14 protein-coding genes are annotated in these 16,402 nt (G+C 67.4%); 8 read left to right on the top strand and 6 right to left on the bottom strand.

What is annotated here, in order from left to right:
* Nucleotides 1-64: 64 nt before the first annotated feature.
* The 4 genes from OHA10_RS01230 to OHA10_RS01215 are packed head-to-tail and all read right to left on the bottom strand — an operon-like array spanning nucleotide 65 to nucleotide 3,490.
* Nucleotides 65-895, bottom strand: coding sequence for a hypothetical protein (locus tag OHA10_RS01230; protein ID WP_371404298.1), 831 nt, complete (start codon nucleotides 893-895; stop codon nucleotides 65-67).
* Nucleotides 889-2,034 carry a galactonate dehydratase gene (gene dgoD / locus OHA10_RS01225; protein WP_371404297.1) on the bottom strand — a complete coding sequence of 382 codons (1,146 nt, stop codon included), beginning with the start codon at nucleotides 2,032-2,034 and terminating at the stop codon, nucleotides 889-891. The genes OHA10_RS01230 and dgoD overlap by 7 nt, the downstream gene beginning before the upstream one ends.
* On the bottom strand, nucleotides 2,031-2,756 hold the full coding sequence (locus OHA10_RS01220) for a FadR/GntR family transcriptional regulator (RefSeq protein WP_371404296.1): 726 nt from the start codon (nucleotides 2,754-2,756) through the stop codon (nucleotides 2,031-2,033). Before OHA10_RS01220 ends, dgoD begins: the two co-directional genes overlap by 4 nt.
* Before the next feature lie 11 nt (nucleotides 2,757-2,767).
* A complete protein-coding gene (locus OHA10_RS01215; RefSeq protein WP_371404295.1) occupies nucleotides 2,768-3,490 on the bottom strand; it encodes an SDR family NAD(P)-dependent oxidoreductase in 723 nt (240 codons plus the stop codon).
* Nucleotides 3,491-3,708: 218 nt separating this feature from the next.
* On the opposite strand from OHA10_RS01215, the gene OHA10_RS01210 reads away from it, so the two are divergent.
* From OHA10_RS01210 to OHA10_RS01190, 5 genes are read left to right on the top strand one after another with little or no spacing between them, the layout of a single operon-like run.
* Entirely contained in the window at nucleotides 3,709-4,992 is a 1,284-nt protein-coding gene (locus OHA10_RS01210) for an extracellular solute-binding protein (protein ID WP_371404294.1), read from the top strand.
* A complete protein-coding gene (locus tag OHA10_RS01205) occupies nucleotides 4,989-5,915 on the top strand; it encodes a carbohydrate ABC transporter permease (RefSeq protein WP_371404293.1) in 927 nt (308 codons plus the stop codon). Before OHA10_RS01210 ends, OHA10_RS01205 begins: the two co-directional genes overlap by 4 nt.
* Nucleotides 5,912-6,727 (top strand): carbohydrate ABC transporter permease, encoded by an 816-nt coding sequence (locus OHA10_RS01200; protein WP_371404292.1) that lies wholly within the window; start codon nucleotides 5,912-5,914, stop codon nucleotides 6,725-6,727. The genes OHA10_RS01205 and OHA10_RS01200 overlap by 4 nt, the downstream gene beginning before the upstream one ends.
* Complete coding sequence (locus OHA10_RS01195) at nucleotides 6,724-8,718, top strand: alpha-galactosidase (protein WP_371404291.1); 1,995 nt, start codon at nucleotides 6,724-6,726, stop codon at nucleotides 8,716-8,718. Before OHA10_RS01200 ends, OHA10_RS01195 begins: the two co-directional genes overlap by 4 nt.
* Nucleotides 8,719-8,749: 31 nt before the next feature.
* Nucleotides 8,750-10,813 carry an NPCBM/NEW2 domain-containing protein gene (locus tag OHA10_RS01190; RefSeq protein ID WP_371404290.1) on the top strand — a complete coding sequence of 688 codons (2,064 nt, stop codon included), beginning with the start codon at nucleotides 8,750-8,752 and terminating at the stop codon, nucleotides 10,811-10,813.
* Between the two features lie 36 nt (nucleotides 10,814-10,849).
* Here the strand turns inward: OHA10_RS01190 and OHA10_RS01185 are convergent, their stop codons facing one another.
* Complete coding sequence (locus tag OHA10_RS01185) at nucleotides 10,850-12,445, bottom strand: beta-N-acetylhexosaminidase (protein ID WP_371404289.1); 1,596 nt, start codon at nucleotides 12,443-12,445, stop codon at nucleotides 10,850-10,852.
* A gap of 272 nt (nucleotides 12,446-12,717) precedes the next feature.
* Here OHA10_RS01185 and OHA10_RS01180 point away from each other — a divergent pair, with 272 nt between their 5' ends.
* The 3 genes from OHA10_RS01180 (at nucleotide 12,718) to OHA10_RS01170 (ending at nucleotide 14,405) form a co-directional block, all read left to right on the top strand.
* A complete protein-coding gene (locus OHA10_RS01180; RefSeq protein ID WP_371404288.1) occupies nucleotides 12,718-13,113 on the top strand; it encodes a hypothetical protein in 396 nt (131 codons plus the stop codon).
* A 5-nt stretch (nucleotides 13,114-13,118) separates the two neighbouring features.
* Nucleotides 13,119-13,634: a hypothetical protein gene (locus tag OHA10_RS01175; RefSeq protein ID WP_371404287.1), complete on the top strand. Its 516-nt coding sequence runs from the start codon at nucleotides 13,119-13,121 to the stop codon at nucleotides 13,632-13,634.
* A gap of 78 nt (nucleotides 13,635-13,712) precedes the next feature.
* Nucleotides 13,713-14,405: a hypothetical protein gene (locus OHA10_RS01170; protein ID WP_371404286.1), complete on the top strand. Its 693-nt coding sequence runs from the start codon at nucleotides 13,713-13,715 to the stop codon at nucleotides 14,403-14,405.
* A gap of 49 nt (nucleotides 14,406-14,454) precedes the next feature.
* Here the strand turns inward: OHA10_RS01170 and OHA10_RS01165 are convergent, their stop codons facing one another.
* Nucleotides 14,455-16,344, bottom strand: coding sequence for a glycoside hydrolase family 5 protein (locus tag OHA10_RS01165; RefSeq protein ID WP_371404285.1), 1,890 nt, complete (start codon nucleotides 16,342-16,344; stop codon nucleotides 14,455-14,457).
* Nucleotides 16,345-16,402: the final 58 nt, after the last annotated feature.

The raw sequence follows: 16,402 nt of genomic DNA, 5'->3' as shown, positions 1-16,402 counted from the left end.
TCTGGACGGCAGATCTGTGGCTGAATTACTCAGTGAACAACCGCCCCGTTGTTCTCGCGTGACATCACACCGGCCTGGCGGACAACGTGAGCCGCCAGGCCAGCTCACCACTCGCCGGCACGACCGCAGCGTCGTCCGGCCCGGCTTCGGCGAGGTCGAACACCCGGCCGAGCATCGGTTCGACGCCCAGACTCCGGTACGGCGCATCGACCGGGAAGCCACCCTGGTTGCGCCACAGCGCGGTGGAGACTGGTTGCCCCGGGCAACTCAACGTCGTCGTGAGCTCGGCGCCGCGATCGCGCAAGGAGACTGTTGGGCAGTCCGCCAAGACTGCACCGGCCGCAGTTCCGTCCGATTCGCCGTACACCGACAGGTCGAGCGGGGTCGGCCAACCGGACGTCACCCAGGGCGCGCCGTCTGGCCAGGCCCACGGAAGAAGTGCGGCTACCTCCGGATACAACCTGCACTCGGTCCCGGGTGGCGCGGAGACGACTGCTCCGGCGGCACAGTCGAGCAATGCGTGGGCCGCCCAGATGAACCGAAACCCCGGAGCGGCTTCGAGGTGGTAGTCGACGGTCAGCGTGTCGGTGCCGGCGGTGAAGGCGCGGGTGAGGACGACGCCGTCGTACTCCACGGAGCCGTCCCACGGCTGGTTCCAGAGTCCGCCGTGATCCGGGGTGCCGCGCACGGTGGGGAAGCATTCGTCGAGTCCACCGGCGTCGATGAAGGTCGCGAGCCCGGCACGGGAGCCACTGACGAGGCCGGGTCCGGCCCAGAGCCACTCCCGCCCTGCCAGTTGCAGCGACGTCCACCGGCCGCCGTCAGCGGGGTCGACCGCCACCGTGCGGCCGGCGGCGGCCTCGGTCGTCGAGCGGGTCGGTCGCGGGGTCACCATTCGGCGAACGAGCCGTCTTCGTGGGTCCACACCGGGTTGCGCCACGAATGACCGATCTTGTCGGCGGCGCGGACGGCCGCCTCGTCGACGGTGATTCCCAAGCCGGGCAGGGGATTCCACTCGGCGTGCCCGTTGACCCAGGTGAACGGCGCCGGATCCATGACGTACGACGTGAGGTCGCTCGACACGTTGTAGTGGATGCCGCGGCTCTGCTCCTGGATCAGGAAGTTCGGCGTCGCGAACGACACCTGCAACGAGGCCGCCAGCGAGATCGGCCCGAGCGGACAATGCGGTGCGAGCATCGCACCGTGCGCATCCGCGAGTACGGCGATCCGCCGCAGCTCGGAGATCCCGCCCGCATGCGACACATCCGGCTGTACGACGGCCACTCCGGCGTTGAGCGGAGCCATGAACTCGGCCCGGTGGTACAGCCGCTCGCCGAGCGCGACCGGGATGGTCGAGGTCTCAACCACCGAGGACAGATGCGCCATCTGCTCCGGCAGCACCGGCTCCTCGACGAACATCGGCTGCAGGCCCTCGACCGCGTGCAGGATCCGCCGGGCACCGGCGGCGCCGACGCGTCCGTGCAGGTCGATCGCGACGTCACGGGAGTCGCCGAGCACCTCGCGGGCCGCGGCCAGCCGGGTGACGATGTCGTTGACCTCGGCAACCGATGGCGACGTCTGGATCTGCCCACTGGCGTTCATCTTGACGGCGGTCATACCGGCCGCGACCTGCTCCGCGACGGCGTCGCCGATCGCGGACGGCTCGTCCCCGCCGACCCATGCGTACACGCGGACCCGATCACGGACCCGTCCGCCGAGCAGGGCCGCGACGGGAGCGCCGTACACCTTGCCGGCGATGTCCCAGAGGGCGTGGTCGAGACCGGCGACCGCGCTGCTGAGCACCGGCCCGCCGCGGTAGAAGCCGCCCTTGGTCAGGATCTGCCAGTGCCGCTCGATCTGCAGTGGATCCTGGCCGATCAGGTACTCCGCGAGTACGTCGATCGCGGCTCGCACGACTTCCGCGCGCCCCTCGACGACCGGCTCGCCCCAGCCGACGACGCCGTCGCTGGTCTCGACCCGGCAGAACAACCAGCGCGGCGGGACCAGGAACGTCTCGATCTTCTCGATCTTCACCGGCGCCGCCGACGACTCGAACCGCGTACTTCGGTGAGGTCCTCGGCCGCCTTCGCCAGCAGTTCGCGCATCGCGAGCTCTGCGCCCTCGGGATCGTGTGCGCGGATCGCGTCCACGACCAGCCGGTGGCTCGGGATCGGATCGTCCGACGGCTTCACGGTGTGCACCAGCCGGTCGCGATCGGCGAGCCCGGTCTCCATGATCACTTCCATCTTCGTCAGCAGTTCGTTGCCGGTTGCCGCCAGCAGGGCCCGGTGGAACGCGAGGTCCGCGGCCGCCGCGGCGAGGTTGTCGTCCGCCGACTCCATCCCCGCGAGCGCCTCGTCGAGGGCCGCGACGTCCGAGTCCTCGGATCGCAGCGCGGCCAGTCGCGCGGCGGCCGGCTCGACGATCCCGCGCACCTCGTGCAGTTCCTCGAGCAGCTCGGGCCGGGAGTCGGCGTCCTTGAAGTGCCAGCGGATCATGTCCGCGTCGAGCAGGTTCCAGTCCGAACGCGGCCGGACGAACGTACCGCGCTTCTGCCGCGCGTCCACGAGCCCTTTCGCGGTCAGCACCTTCAACGCCTCCCGGACCGCCGTCAGGCTGACGCCGAGGTCGGCCTGCAGTTCGGTCACGTTGATGGTCGCGCCCTCCGGGATCTGCCCCGACAGGATGCGATCCGCCATCACTTCGACGATCTGCCCGTGCAGCCCACGCGACACCCCGCGCTGAATCCCCGTCACACCGCTCTCCCTCACGCCGAGTCCTTCACCGCGGACCATCCGCCGTCGACCACCAGGCTTGCCGCTGTCACGAACGACGCCTCGGACGACAGCAGGAACGCCACCGTCTGAGCCACTTCGTCCGGTTGTCCGAGCCGCTTGAGTGCCGTTGCCTGCGCGCTCTGATCTCGCCCCTCGGCGTCGACGCGGTCCCACATCGCCGTCAGCACCGGGCCCGGGAGCACGGTGTTCACCCGGATCGAGCGACCGTACTCGACGGCCAGTTGCCGTCCGAGCGAGACCAGTGCGCCCTTCGTCGCGGCGTACGCCGGATGCCCGGGTAGCCCCGCGATCGCGTGCACCGAAGAGACCAGGACCACCGAGCCGGCGTTCGCGACGAGGTCGTCGTACAGCGCCTGGAAACCGAGGAAGGCCGCGGTGAGGTTGACGTCGAGTTGGCGTTGCCAGGACGGTGGCGACAGCTCGTGGGCCGGCTTCACGTCGACGACCACCGCGTTGCTGACCAGGCCGTCGATCGGGCCGAGCTCGTCGCGGCCGCGGGACCGGACCTCGGCCCAGGTGTCCGGCGACGCGACGTCGCCGACCACGCTGATCGCCTTGCCCGGCAGCTCCTTGCACGGGTGGATGTCCACCTGCACGACCAGCGCACCCTCGGTCAGCGCGCGGTCGACGCAGGCCGCGCCGATCCCCGACGCGGCCCCGGTCACCACGATCACCCGCCCAGCCAGCCGCACCAGCGCCTCCTCGAGTCACCCCTACCCAAGCACGCAGGCAGGCGCGTTCCAACGATGAACGAGCCATCAGTTGACCGTGATCACGCAGTCTCGTCAAGCGATTTGCTCGTAATTTACGAATTAATATTGACACCTGGGATCGTCCGCCGCAAGATCGTCCGCAACACACCACTTACTCGACTGGCATCGCCGGTCGGGCAGAGCTCAGGAGTTTCGGCATGACGGGTCTGGCAGCAGATCGGCGGACGTTCCTCAAGGGACTCGGACTACTCGGGGCGGCCACTCTGGTCCCCGGATGCGCGACCTCGACGAAGAGTCCGGGCAGCGGCAGCGCGGCGACTGGTGAGCTCTCGCTGCAGTCCAACCTCTCCAGCGAGCAGGCCAAGGCCGCGATGGAGAAACTGGTTGCCGCGTACAACAAGACCGGCGGGTCGCAGGTCAAGCTGAACACGGTCGCCGCGGAGATCTTCCGGACCCAGCTGCCGACGTACCTGACCTCGGCGAACCCGCCGGACGTCTACACCTGGTACGCCGGATCGGTCGCGGACTCGTACGCGAAGAAGGACCTGCTGCTCGACGTCACCAGCGTCTGGGACAGCATGGGCAACTACTCGAAGGCGATGCAGACGCTGTCGACCAGCAGCGCCGGGCAGAAGATCTTCGTGCCGACCAGCTATTACTGGTGGGGCATGTTCTACCGGAAGTCGAACTTCGCCAAGTGGGGCGTGACGCCGCCGAAGACCTGGGACGAGTTCGTTGCCGTCTGCAAGAAGATCCAGGGCAAGGGGATCCCGCCGATCGGCATCGGCCTCGGTGACACGCCGTGGGTCGCGTCGGCCTGGTTCGACTACCTGAACATCCGGATCAACGGTGCGCCGTTCCACCGCCAGCTGCTGGCCGGCGAGGGTGACTTCACCGACCCGAAGGTGAAGGCGGTCTTCACCAAGTGGCGCGAGGTACTGCCGTACTTCGACCCGAAGGGTAAGTCGTTCCCGTTCCAGGAGGCGACGTCGGCGCTGCTCGCGGGCAAGACCGGGATGTTCCTGATCGGCACGTTCTTCGCCGACTCGGCACCGAAGGACGCGCTGGACGACATCGACTTCTTCCAGTTCCCGATCATCGATCCCGCCGTACCGGTGGCCGAAGAGGCGCCGACGGACGGGTACTTCGCGTCGAAGAAGGTGAAGGATCCGGAGGGCACCAAGAAGTTCCTCGCCTGGCTGGCGACGCCGGAGGCGCAGAACATCTACGTGCAGAGCTCTTCCGGTACGGCGATCCCGGCGAACCCGGACGGGAAGTCGGCCGACACCGCGCTGGTGAAGAAGGGCAAGGCGATGATCGAGGGTGCCGCGGAGATCACGCAGTTCTTCAACCGCGACTCGAGCGACGCTCTGCAGCCGACCGCCGATGCCGCGCTCACCAAGTTCCTCGACAAGCCCGACCAGATCGACCAGATCCTGAAGGACTGGCAAGCCGCAGCACAGAAGGTCTTCAAGGCGTGACCGCAACAGCTGTGGAATCTCGGAGCCGGACCGGCAGCGGTTCGGCCTCGAGGTCACGACGACGCGGTGTCTCACCGCTCATCCTGGCGTTCGTGCTGGTGCCGTTCGTCATCGAGGCGATCTGGGTGTTCTGGCCTGCGCTGCAGGGGTTCTGGCTGGCGTTGACCAGCTGGGACGGGCTGTCGGCGCCCCGGTTCATCGGGTTCGGCAACTTCGGGGACATGGTCTCGGACCCGATCTTCCGGACGGCGCTGAAGAACACCGCGATCTGGCTGGTGCTGTTCGGTGGGTTGAGTGTGATCGGCGGCTTCGGGATGGCGTTGCTGTTGCAGCGCGAGCGTCGCGGGGTCGGGATCTACCGGGCCGCGCTGTTCACTCCGGTCGTGTTCTCGCTGGTGGTCACGGCGCTGATCTGGCGCGTGTTCTACCAGCCGGACGGACTTGTCGACACGGTGTTCCGAACCGTTGGCCTGGGCAACTTCGTCCGTCCCTGGCTGGCCGACCCCGACACCGCGCTGTACGCCGTGATCGTGCCGGCGCTGTGGCGGCAGATCGGGTACGTGATGGTGCTGTACCTGGCCGGCCTGAAAGCGGTCGATCCCGCACTGTACGAGGCGGCGAAGGTCGACGGCGCGTCCGCCTGGCAGCGGACGCGGTACGTGACGATCCCGCAGCTCAAGGGGGTGAACTCCGTCGTCCTGTCGGTGATCGTGATCGACTCGCTGCGGTCGTTCGACATCGTCTGGTCGATGACCAAGGGCGGCCCGTACCACTCGTCCGAGCTGCTCAGCACGTACATGTACTCGACCGCGTTCCAGTCCACCCAGCTCGGCTACGCGTCGGCGCTGGCCGTGGTGATCTTCGTGCTCGCCCTGGCCGTGATCCTCGGCTACCTGATCCGCGCCTTCCGGGAGGAATCGTGATTCGCCGTACGGGGTACCACGTGGCGATGTCGATCGTGTCGTTCCTGTGGGTCGCGCCGATCCTCTGGGTGATCGTGATCTCGTTCCGCAGCTTCGACGACGTCGCCGCGAACGGGCTCGGCTCGTTGCCGCATTCGTTCACGTTGTCGACGTACAAGTCGGCGTGGGAGGACGCGGACGAGTTCCGGGCGCTGATCAACAGTCTGCTCGTGACGATCCCGGCGGTGCTGCTGAGCCTCGGGCTGGCGTCGATCGCGGCGTACGGGCTGGCGCGGTACTCGATCCCGTTCCGGCGGACGATCCTGCTGCTGATGTTGATGGGGAACCTGCTGCCGCCGCAGATCCTGCTGATCCCGATCTCCCGGTTCGTGGAGTTGATCGGGTACTACGACACGCTGATCGCACTGATCGCGGTCCACGTCGGGTTCGGGCTCGGGTTCTACACGTTCGTGCTGCACGGGTTCATGCGGGACCTGCCGCGGGAGATCCAGGAGGCGGCGACGATCGACGGCGCCGGACCTGGACGCATCTACTCGAGTGTGATCCTGCCGTTGACCCGTCCGGCGCTGGCAGCGCTCGGCGCGCTGTCGTTCACGTGGATCTTCAACGATCTGTTGTGGTCGATCACCGTCATCCGGTCCGGGGAGAAGATGCCGGTGACGCCGGCGCTGCTCGGTCTGCAGGGTCTGTTCGTGTCATCGTGGAATGTGATCGCAGCCGGAACGGTGATCGCCGCGGTGCCTACCGTGGCGGTGTTCCTTCGTTTCCAGAAGCACTTCGTAGGCGGGCTGGCGATCGGAGCCGTCAAGTGAGGACGTGGACGCTACGCGGTACGACGACGTCGTACGTCGTCGGCGTGCCCGACCACGGCCAGTGGGCCCAGCTGGTTGCCTGGGGCCCGCATCCCGTCGAGATTCTCGGCACCGAGCACTTCGTACCGCGGGCGGACGTCGAGCCGCTGGAGTACGCCGTCCGCGGGGTGCGTTACACCGCGCCGGTCGATCTGGTCGTCAGCGGACCCGACGGATCGGATGAACTCCGTCCCGTCTTCGACGAAGCAGCAACCGGCGAGCCCCGGGACGTCTTCCCCGGGACCGAGCTGCAGTTGGTCTTCCGGGACGGCGGCCGCGGAGTGCGGGTCGAGTTGCACTACCTGGTGGTCGGGGACGTCGTCGAGCGATGGGTCTCCGTCGGCAACGACGGCGTCGACGAGCTGACGTTGCATCGGCACGACTCGGCCGGGTTCGTCGTTCCTGCTGGGAACACCGTCAAGTACTTGTGGGGCGAGTGGAACAGCGAGTTCCAGCAGGCCTCGGTGACGTTGCCGCGCGGCCGCTTCACGATCGGCAGCGCGCAGGGGATCACTGGGCATTCGTACTCGCCGTTCCTCGCCACCGACGGACCGGTCGCGTATGGGGTGCAGCTCGCGTGGTCCGGGTCCTGGGAGATGTCGGCGGACGTCGACACCACCGGGCTGCTGCGGATCCAGGCCGGTCGTAGCTCGTCGAGTCTGGGCCTGCGGCTCGGCCCGGGGGAGACGTGGACTTCGCCCAAGGCCGTGGGGGCTTGTAGTGCCGAGGGGGCGGACGGGCTCGCGCGGGTGTTCCACGAGTATGAGCGGGCGGCGTCGCGTCGGCGTACCGCGCAGGTCTTGTACAACTCGTGGTTCGCGACGGAGTTCGACATTCGGGCGGAGCATCAGCTCGAGTTGGCTCGACGGGCGGCGGGGATCGGCGTCGAGACGTTCGTGGTCGACGACGGGTGGTTCGTCGGGCGGTCCGACGATGCGGGCGGGCTGGGTGACTGGGAGGTTGATCCGGCCAAGTTCCCCGACGGGTTGGACGGATTCATCTCGCAGCTCCGCGATCTGGGACTTGACTTCGGGTTGTGGATCGAGCCGGAGTCGGTCAGCCCGTCGTCACGGCTGGCTTCCGAACACCCGGAATGGATCCTGCGTACGGCGGGGCGCGAGCCGGTCCTGATCCGGAATCAGTTGCTGCTCGATCTCAGCCGCGACGACGTCAGGGAGTTCATCCGGGGCACGCTGGATCGGCTGCTCGCGACGTACGACATCAAGTACCTGAAGTGGGATGCGAATCGGCCGCGGTTGGACAGCGGCGACCAGCGGCGGGATGTCGACGGGCTGGTGGTTTCGAATCTCTACACGATTCTGGATCGGCTGCGGGCTGAGCACCCCGAGGTGTACGTCGAGGGGTGTGCCGGGGGCGGGGCCCGGGTTGATCTGGGGATGGCTTCCCGGGTCGAGACGTTGTGGCCGTCGGACAACACGGCCCCGCTGGATCGGCTCAGGATTCAGCAAGGGTTCCGGACCGGGTTCGCGCCGCACCTGATGAGTTCGTGGGTGACCGACGCGGTGGGTACGCACGACGGTCGCGAGCGGTCGTTCGATTTCCGGTTCCATGTCGCGATGGCCGGCGTACTCGGGATCGGCGCGGACCTGTCCCGTTGGACCGACAAGCAATTGAAGACGGCGACTCGTCATATCGAGCAGTACAAGGGCTTTCGAGAGTTGATTGCCGATAGCAAGGTCTATGGACTCGCGGCCGGCGTGCAGTACGTCGGCGCGGCGCGATCCGTGGTGTTCCTGTGGGAGACCGGCGACGGCAACGTGCGCGGCACGCTGCCGACCCGGCCGCGGCGGGTGCCGCTGGCCGGGCTGGATCCGGCGAAGAACTACCGGGTGGGATCAGAGACCTACCCGGGCAGTTACCTGCTGCAGGTCGGCGTCGCGTTCGACGGCCCGGCCGACTCGCAGTGCCTGATCGTCGAGGCACTGGACTGACCCCGTTCCGCTCAACGGAAGAAGATGACAGATGAGGCGATTCCTAGGTGGGGTGATCGCGGCTGCCCTGGTGGCCGGCGCGATCGCCACCACGACGACCCCGGCGGTGGCAGCTCAGGCCACCGCACCGGTCCTCAGCCCGACGCCGTACATGGGCTGGAACACGTACTACGGTCTCGGCGGCGACTTCACCGAGGACACGATCAAGTCGGTCGCGGACTCGTTGGTGAGCCGCGGGCTGGCGAAGGCCGGTTACGACATCGTCTGGCTGGACGGCGGCTGGCAGGCCGACCAGTCGCGCAGTGACGCCGGCGATCTGGTTCCGAACCCGGCCAAGTTCCCGAACGGTCTCAAGCCGGTCGTCGACTACATCCACAGCAAGGGCCTGAAGGCGGGTATCTACACCGACGCCGGCCCGTACATCCCGGGTAAGTGCGGTCTCGGCAGCGGTGGCCACTACCAGCACGACGCCGACACGTTCGCGGCCTGGGGATTCGACGCGGTGAAGGTCGACTACCTGTGTGGGATCGCGGCCAACCTGGACCCGAAGACGGTCTACACCGAGTTCGCCCAGGCGCTGCGCAACAACGCGAGCCACCGGCCGATGATCTTCAACCTGTGCAACCCGGTCACCTCACCGGACTGGGGCAACTACCCCGAGTCCCAGCAGTCGATCAACTCCTGGTCGTATGCGCCGGGGATCGCGCAGTCGTGGCGTACGTACACCGATGTCGGCTTCCAGGGCGACATCAAGTTCAAGGACGTACTGCGTAACTACGACGCGAACGCGCGACACCCCGAGGTGGTCAAGCCGGGTGCGTTCAGCGACCCGGACTACCTCGCGCCCGAGCTTGGGATGAGCGACGAGGAGTTCCGCACGCAGCTGACGCTGTGGGCTGTTGCGGCTGCTCCGCTGGTGGTCGGCAGCGACGTACGGAAGCTGTCCGCGACGACCGTCGGGATGCTGACGGATCCTGATGTCATCGCGATCAACCAGGACAAGGCCGCGGTGCAGGCCGTCCGAGTCGGTGCCGCGGGTACGACGGAGACGTGGGTCAAGCTGCTCGCTGACGGCGGCCGTGCCGTCGCACTGCTGAACCGGGGTGACAGCGCGAAGACGCTGACCACGACGGCGTCGGCAGTCGGTCTGCAGGGGTCTCGCTTCACCTTGAAGAACGCGTGGAGCAACAAGGTGACCGAGAGCGCCGGCGTGATCAGCGCGGCGGTTCCGGCGCACGGTACGGCGCTGTTCCGGGTCGAGCCGGCTCGCGGCGTACCGGGTGCTCCGCATGTGACTGCGGGCATCCCGCAGGTGACGAAGGTCGGCACCGACCCGCAGCCCGCGGACGTTGCGCCGGTTGTTGCCGGTGGCGACGAGCTGACCGTGCAGGTCAACGTCCGCAACGACGGGCTGACCCCGATCCTGCAGCCGGCGGTGACTGTTGCCGGTGGCACTGGGTGGACGGTGAAGTCGTTGACCAAAGCGCCGATTCTCATTGCCGGAGGCCAGCAGGCGGACTTCGCCTTCACGGTCAAGCTCCCCGCCGGCGCCGCCCCGGGGACTGCGAGCGTGACCGCGCAGACGGCATACCAAACGGTATTGTATGGCGTCCAGAAGCAGACCACCGTGCTGTCGCCGATAGTGATCGCGCCGGCGCCGCCGAGCGGGACCGTGCCGCTGTCGCACCACGACTGGATCACCGCGACCAGCGGCTGGATGTCGCCGACCATCGACGAGAGCGTCGGCGGCGGGAACCCGATCAAGCTCACCGGTACGACGTACCCGACCGGCATCGGCGTCGCATCGCCGTCGCTGATCCGCTACTACCTCGGCAAGTCGTGCTCACGGCTGACCGGTGTGGCCGGCATCGATGACGTGGTCAGCAACGTCGGACCTGAGGGCGGCACGGCGACGTTCCAGGTCGTCGGCGACGGCAAGGTCCTGTTCGACAGCGGCACCGTCGACCGCTTCACCCCGAAGCAGTTCGACGTCGACCTCACCGGCGTACGCGTCCTCGACCTGGTCGTCGGCGATGCGGGCGACGGCGGCTACAACGACCGCGCGGACTGGGCTGCACCTACCGCAACCTGTTGAGACCGGGGGCGGACCGATGGCGGTCCGCCCCTTCGTCTATTTCCAGTCCACCTCGGTCGACTTGAGCCACGTCCAGGTGCGGTTGCGCCAGGCTGGGGACTGCTGCGCGAGGCGTGCGGAGTACTCCGTCCAGTCGGTGACGGTCTCGTGCGACCAGCCCTTCTCCGCGGCGCCGGGGAGACGGGGGAGCAGCATCAGCTCGAGGTCCTCGCTGGTGACGATCGACTCGCACCAGATCGCGGCCTCGACGCCGATCACCTGCTCGACGGAATCGACGCCGCGCAGGCTCTCCACCGGGTCCCAGGAGATCCCGTCCTGGATGGATGCCGGTCCGTAGAACTGGAGGCCGAGGCGCTTGCGGGCCTCCTCCTGAGCCGGATCGCTGGTCGCGTCCTTGTGCGGGCGGTCGAAGTACAGCCAGGTCGTCGGGGAGGCGAGGATCCGGGCTCCGGCAGCGAGGGCCTTCGGCACGTCGTACTGTGCCTTCTGGAGACCCTCGACGAGGATCGGGAGCAGATCGTCCGGCAGATCGGACGGCGCGGAGTCGGCGTCCATGGAGCCGAGGTCGACGTCCATCCAGTACTGGACCACGTCCGCGGGGTCGATCGCGGCGCGGGCGATCTCCTGCCAGCCGATCACCTGCTTGCCCCGCGCGCGAACCAGCGCCGCAGCCCGCTCGACGAACGCGGCGTGATCCTCGTCGGACATCCCCCACGCCTCGTCCCCACCGATGTGCACGAAGGCGGATTGCGGGAACTGCGGAATGACCGCGTCCAGCACGTCTTCCACAAACGCCCACGTCTCGTCGAGCCCGGGCTGCAGCGTGCTCAGCTGCATGCTCGCACCGTTGCCCAGGTCAACGGTCCGGATCTGCGCCGGCGCAAGCTCCGGGTACGCCGTGAAGACCGCGGTGGTATGCCCCGGCATGTCGATCTCCGGCACGACGGTCACGAACCGCTCGGCCGCATACGCGACCAACTCGGCCAGCTCCGACCGCGAGTAATACCCGCCAGGCCGGTCGTCGATCGCCCCCTTTCCAGCAACATCCGTCAGAGCAGGCCGCGACGGCACCTCAACCCGCCAGCCCTGGTCGTCCGTGAGGTGAAGGTGGAGCACGTTCAGCTTGTACAGGCTCAGCATGTCGATGATGCGGCGCACCTCGTCCGGCCCGTGAAACGTCCGCACGACGTCAAGCGACAACCCGCGCCAGGCGAACCGCGGCCCGTCGACGATCCGACCAGCCGGCAGGACCGCGACCCCGTCCTGCAGATGTGCGGAGATCAACTGGCGCAGCGACGTGAGGCCGCGATGGACTGCCTCCGGCGTCGGCCCCCACACCCGAATGCCGCTGTCAGTGATCTCCAGGCCGTGGCGCTCGTCGACATCACCGCCATCAGCGCGCACTCCGACCGCTGTGGGTACGTCGTCAACGGGCTCGAGCGCGAGCGCGAGCGTGATGCCGGCGTCGCCGGTCAACGTGAGACCGGTGTCGAGCGCGATGTCGGCCGCGAAACGCTCGGCAACCCCGGCGAGCTCGGCAGGTGGCGCGGCGATGCCGTGACCCGCGCCGACAGCGAACGAGCCGCCGGATGCCGATGAGGAGGCGGGTGCGGGAATAACAGGAAGGTTCACGGGGCTCCCCAGGTCAGGTGGTGCCAGCAGCCTACGTCCCGGCGCGGAGCGGACAAACGTTCGGCGGAAAGATCGCGCCCGCGAATTCGACAGGATGGTAGAAAACTGCCTGTAACGGCCCGCATCCGCCCCGCGATGTTACAGACTGTAAAGGGGTGGCTGTGCATTTCCGTTAGCTCTGGGGATCGTCGGAATGCAGTTCCACAGAAATCCGATGATCGCGGGGGCGAATGATGGAACCGATCAGTATTGCCGCTGTCACGGCGGTGGCGATGAAGTATGTGATCCCGGCGATCCGGGAATTGGGTGCGCAGGTGCTGGAGAAATCCACCGACACGGCCAGTGACTCGATGGTCGGGTTCGGGCGGCGGGTCCTGCAGCTGCTGCTCGGCGGGCGGACGCGGGGAGACCAGCCGGTGCTCGAAGCGGCGATCGCAAGCCAGGTCGTCGCGGTCGCTGCGGATCCCGCACAGTCGAAGGCCTCCGATCGTTTGAAGGTTGTGATCGAGGACCTGCTGGACGCGGACCCGGCGCTGCTCGAGGCCCTGGTGGAGTTGCTCGATCGGGCTCCGGGCAACGTCGTCGGCGCGAACAGATCGGTACACGTCGGTCGGGACAGCAGCGGACCGATCGTCAACGGCGACGGCAACATCGTCTTCGGTCGCTGACCGCCATGACCGATCAGGCGAACCGACAGGTAAGCATCGGCAGAGACAACTTCGCGCCGATCATCAACGGGGACAACAACACCTACCACGCAGTCGAACCGCGGGACGTGACCGCGGCGAGACACCGAGCCGCCGGGCTGCGGCAGTTACGCCTTGGGTTGCCGTCCGAGGCCGCCGGAGAATTCCGGTCGGCGCGCGCCGCCGAACCGGGGAACCCGGACGACTACTATTTCGGTGCGATTGCCGAACTCGGCGGAAGGAAAGCGTTCCTGGCGCCGCTGCGTTGCGTCCGGGCGGCCGATCTTCTGATTCACAGTGCGCTCGACCTCGAAGATCGGCCGGAGTTCCATTACTTTCTCGCCTATCTGCGTTTCGACTACTACGCGCGCAAACGTCTCCAACCGCCGGCGCCGTGGCAGCTGTCGTTCGCCGAGGCGTGGGCCAAAGGCCTGACCCAGAGTCGGATCGACTCGTTGTTCACCTTGTTGTCGGTGGAAGATCCACTGCCGGCCGTCCGGTGATGGGGGGAGCCGGGTCAGCAGATCCGGTCCGTCACCGTCGGCCGATTTCATTCGAGCTCTGCCCTGGGAGGGGACGGCATGGCTGACATCAACTACGCACAGAACGAGAAGTACTTCAAACCGGTGTCCTACAAACCCGGCATCATCAGCATCGTCATCGGCGTGCTGCTGCTGTTCTTCGCCAGCTTCGGTCCGGTGGTGATCGGGCTGCTGCTGATCGGGCTCGGGTGCTACCTGATCTACCGCCAGACGGCGGACCGGCCCACCGATGCCGACTTCGACCACCAGATCAGCATCGCGCTCGGCGGGCTCCGGAAGCGCGCGCTCGAGAAGCTCGACCTGGACGAGAGCGAGGTCGAACTGATCAAGCCCGTCATCGTCGGCGGCAAGATCTTCGGTGGCACCAGCGACGTGAAGCGGGGCAAGGACGGGATCTACCGGACCAGCGAGTGCGAGGGGATCGTGATCTTCTTCGCCGAGCAGGAGCTGCACGCCTTCAAGTACCAGGTCTCGTTGGTGAACTCCGCCCGGACGAAGGAGTCCACCGACGTGTACTTCTACCGGGACGTCGTCTCGGTGTCGACGCGCTCCGACTCGATCCCGGTCCGGGTCGACCAGGCGCAGGTGCCGGTGCACCTCGACGTGTTCCGGTTGACCACGTCGGGCGGGACGAACATCGAGTGCTCGATGGGCGCGGCCATCACCAGCAGCGACAACGAGATCCGCGCGGCGCGGCAACTGATCCGCGACAAGAAGATCAACGCGTCCTAGCGCTCCGCCAACTCCGCCAGGGCTCGATCCTGGCGGAGTTGGGCGACAGTCATCCCGCGAGCCGGCGGCAGTACAGGGCGTCCGGGGTACCGGTGGAGCCGACTCGGGTCGTGAAGGCGATGCCGGCGGCGTACTCGTTGTCGGCGCATTGGCCTTTGTAGTTGCCGGTGGCGAAGTCGCCGCCGGCGCCGTTGCGGTTGTCGCCGCGGTCGAACCAGATGGTGCGGCCGGTTGAGCCCAGGGACTGGGAGGTCGCTGTGCAGACAGCGGAGGAGACTCGGGCGCCGCGGACGCTGTAGCCGGTCAGGTAGAAGTTCGGGGGACACTGGTACTTCGTGTAGCCGGATGCCCAGTCGGTCGAGACATGACGCTCGTCCTTCACGGCCTCGTAGGAGCTCGACGGGGTCGGGCCGCCTGAGCGGCACAGGCCTCGGTTGGCGGTGTGGCTGAGGCCGATCATGCGTAGGCCGTCGGGGCAGGCGGCCTTGCGGGCGCCGTTGTCCCAGTCGCCGGCGGCGCGCATTCTGAGGGACTCGACGAAGTCGCCGTGGTCGGGGCTGAGCATCTTCCAGACGGTCGTGGCGTCGACCGGTCCGGTTTTGCTCGGGGCGTTCATCAGTCGGGTCCAGGCGGACGCGCGCCAGTCGTCGCCGTCGTACAGGCCGATGCGGTGGCCGGTGGAGTCCCACGCGAGTAGAGCCCAGCCGTTGTCCGGGGTCCCGTTCGTGTTGTGCCAACCGACGATCGGCCAGTAGGCGAAGTCCGCGTCGGTGCGGATCAGTTGGTCGACGAAGTGCTCGAACCAGGCGCGCGGCAACGTCCCCGTCTCCTCACGACCGCCGATGCCGAACTCGCTGATCCAGAGCGGTGCCGTGAAGTGTCCCTCCTCGCCGGTGACGAAGAACGCCTGCCGGTTGAGCTCGCTGATCAGCTCTTCGGGCGACAGGTCGCGGTACCGCGGATCGCTCGTCTCACCCGTTCCGGTCGCGCCGCTGTGGCGAGGCCCGGTGTAGTCGTAGAAGTGTGCCGAGTACACGAGCTTGTCGGAGGCAACCAACGTGTGGGACAGATAGCGCGCCGGGGTCAGCGTCGGCCGGTCGTGCGGGAAGCCGTCGACCGGGATGCCGGTCCAGTTGATGCCCTCGACAACGATCAGTAGGTTCGGGTTCGCCTCGGTGAGGATGCGGTCGCCGAGATGTTGCGAGGCGGCGAACCAGTCGTGGTCGTCGCCGAGGCCCCAGTTCGGGTCGTCGAGGAGGTTGCGCCGTACCTCGTTGTAGAGGTCCGCGCCGACCACGCGCGGGTTGGTCTTGTAGCGGTTGACCATGAACAGCCAGTCGTTCTCCCAGGTCTCGGTCGACTGGCTCGCGTTCCAGCGTTCGTTGCCGTCCACCCCGCAACACCAGCGGGTGGTGTTGGTGTGGTTGTTCAGGATCACGGCGAACCCGGCGGCGGTCAGTTGCTGTACGACGACGTCGTACACCTCGAGCGGTGTCTTGCCGGCCAGGCTCGGGTTCGCGGCGACGGCGGCGGATGGGATGGGGGCCGTGTCGTGGATCAGCTCGTTGGAGAACTGGAGGCGGATGCTGTTCAGCCCGAGTTCGGCGAAGCCGGAGATGATGTCGGCGAACGGTGCTCGATCGAGCCCTAGCGGCATCCGGTTGCTGTTCTCGCCGGCGTGGTGGTTCGCGTTGTCGTTCTGGTCGCCGGACCCGTTCCAGGTGCCGCTGGCGCCATGCCAGTTGCCGGACCTGAGGCGGAAACGGTTGCCGTTGGCGTCGACGATGTAGCGACCGCGAGTGCTCAGCGGGGGAGTCCAGTCGGCCACGAGCTGAGTGGGCGTGTGTGCCTCGGCCGGAGCTGAGGCCGTTGCGGGAACTGTTGGGCTGATGACAGCCAAGACCACGACGATGACTGCAGACGGGGCGATTCTGCGCATGTTCCGATCGTCCGGGCTCCAAGTGGTCGGCGCCCGGAGGCCCGGCGCGTCGCACCGG

It is taken from the genome of Kribbella sp. NBC_00662 (assembly GCF_041430295.1).
Classification (GTDB): Bacteria; Actinomycetota; Actinomycetes; order Propionibacteriales; family Kribbellaceae; genus Kribbella.
This window is presented reverse-complemented; position numbering and strand designations above follow the sequence as displayed.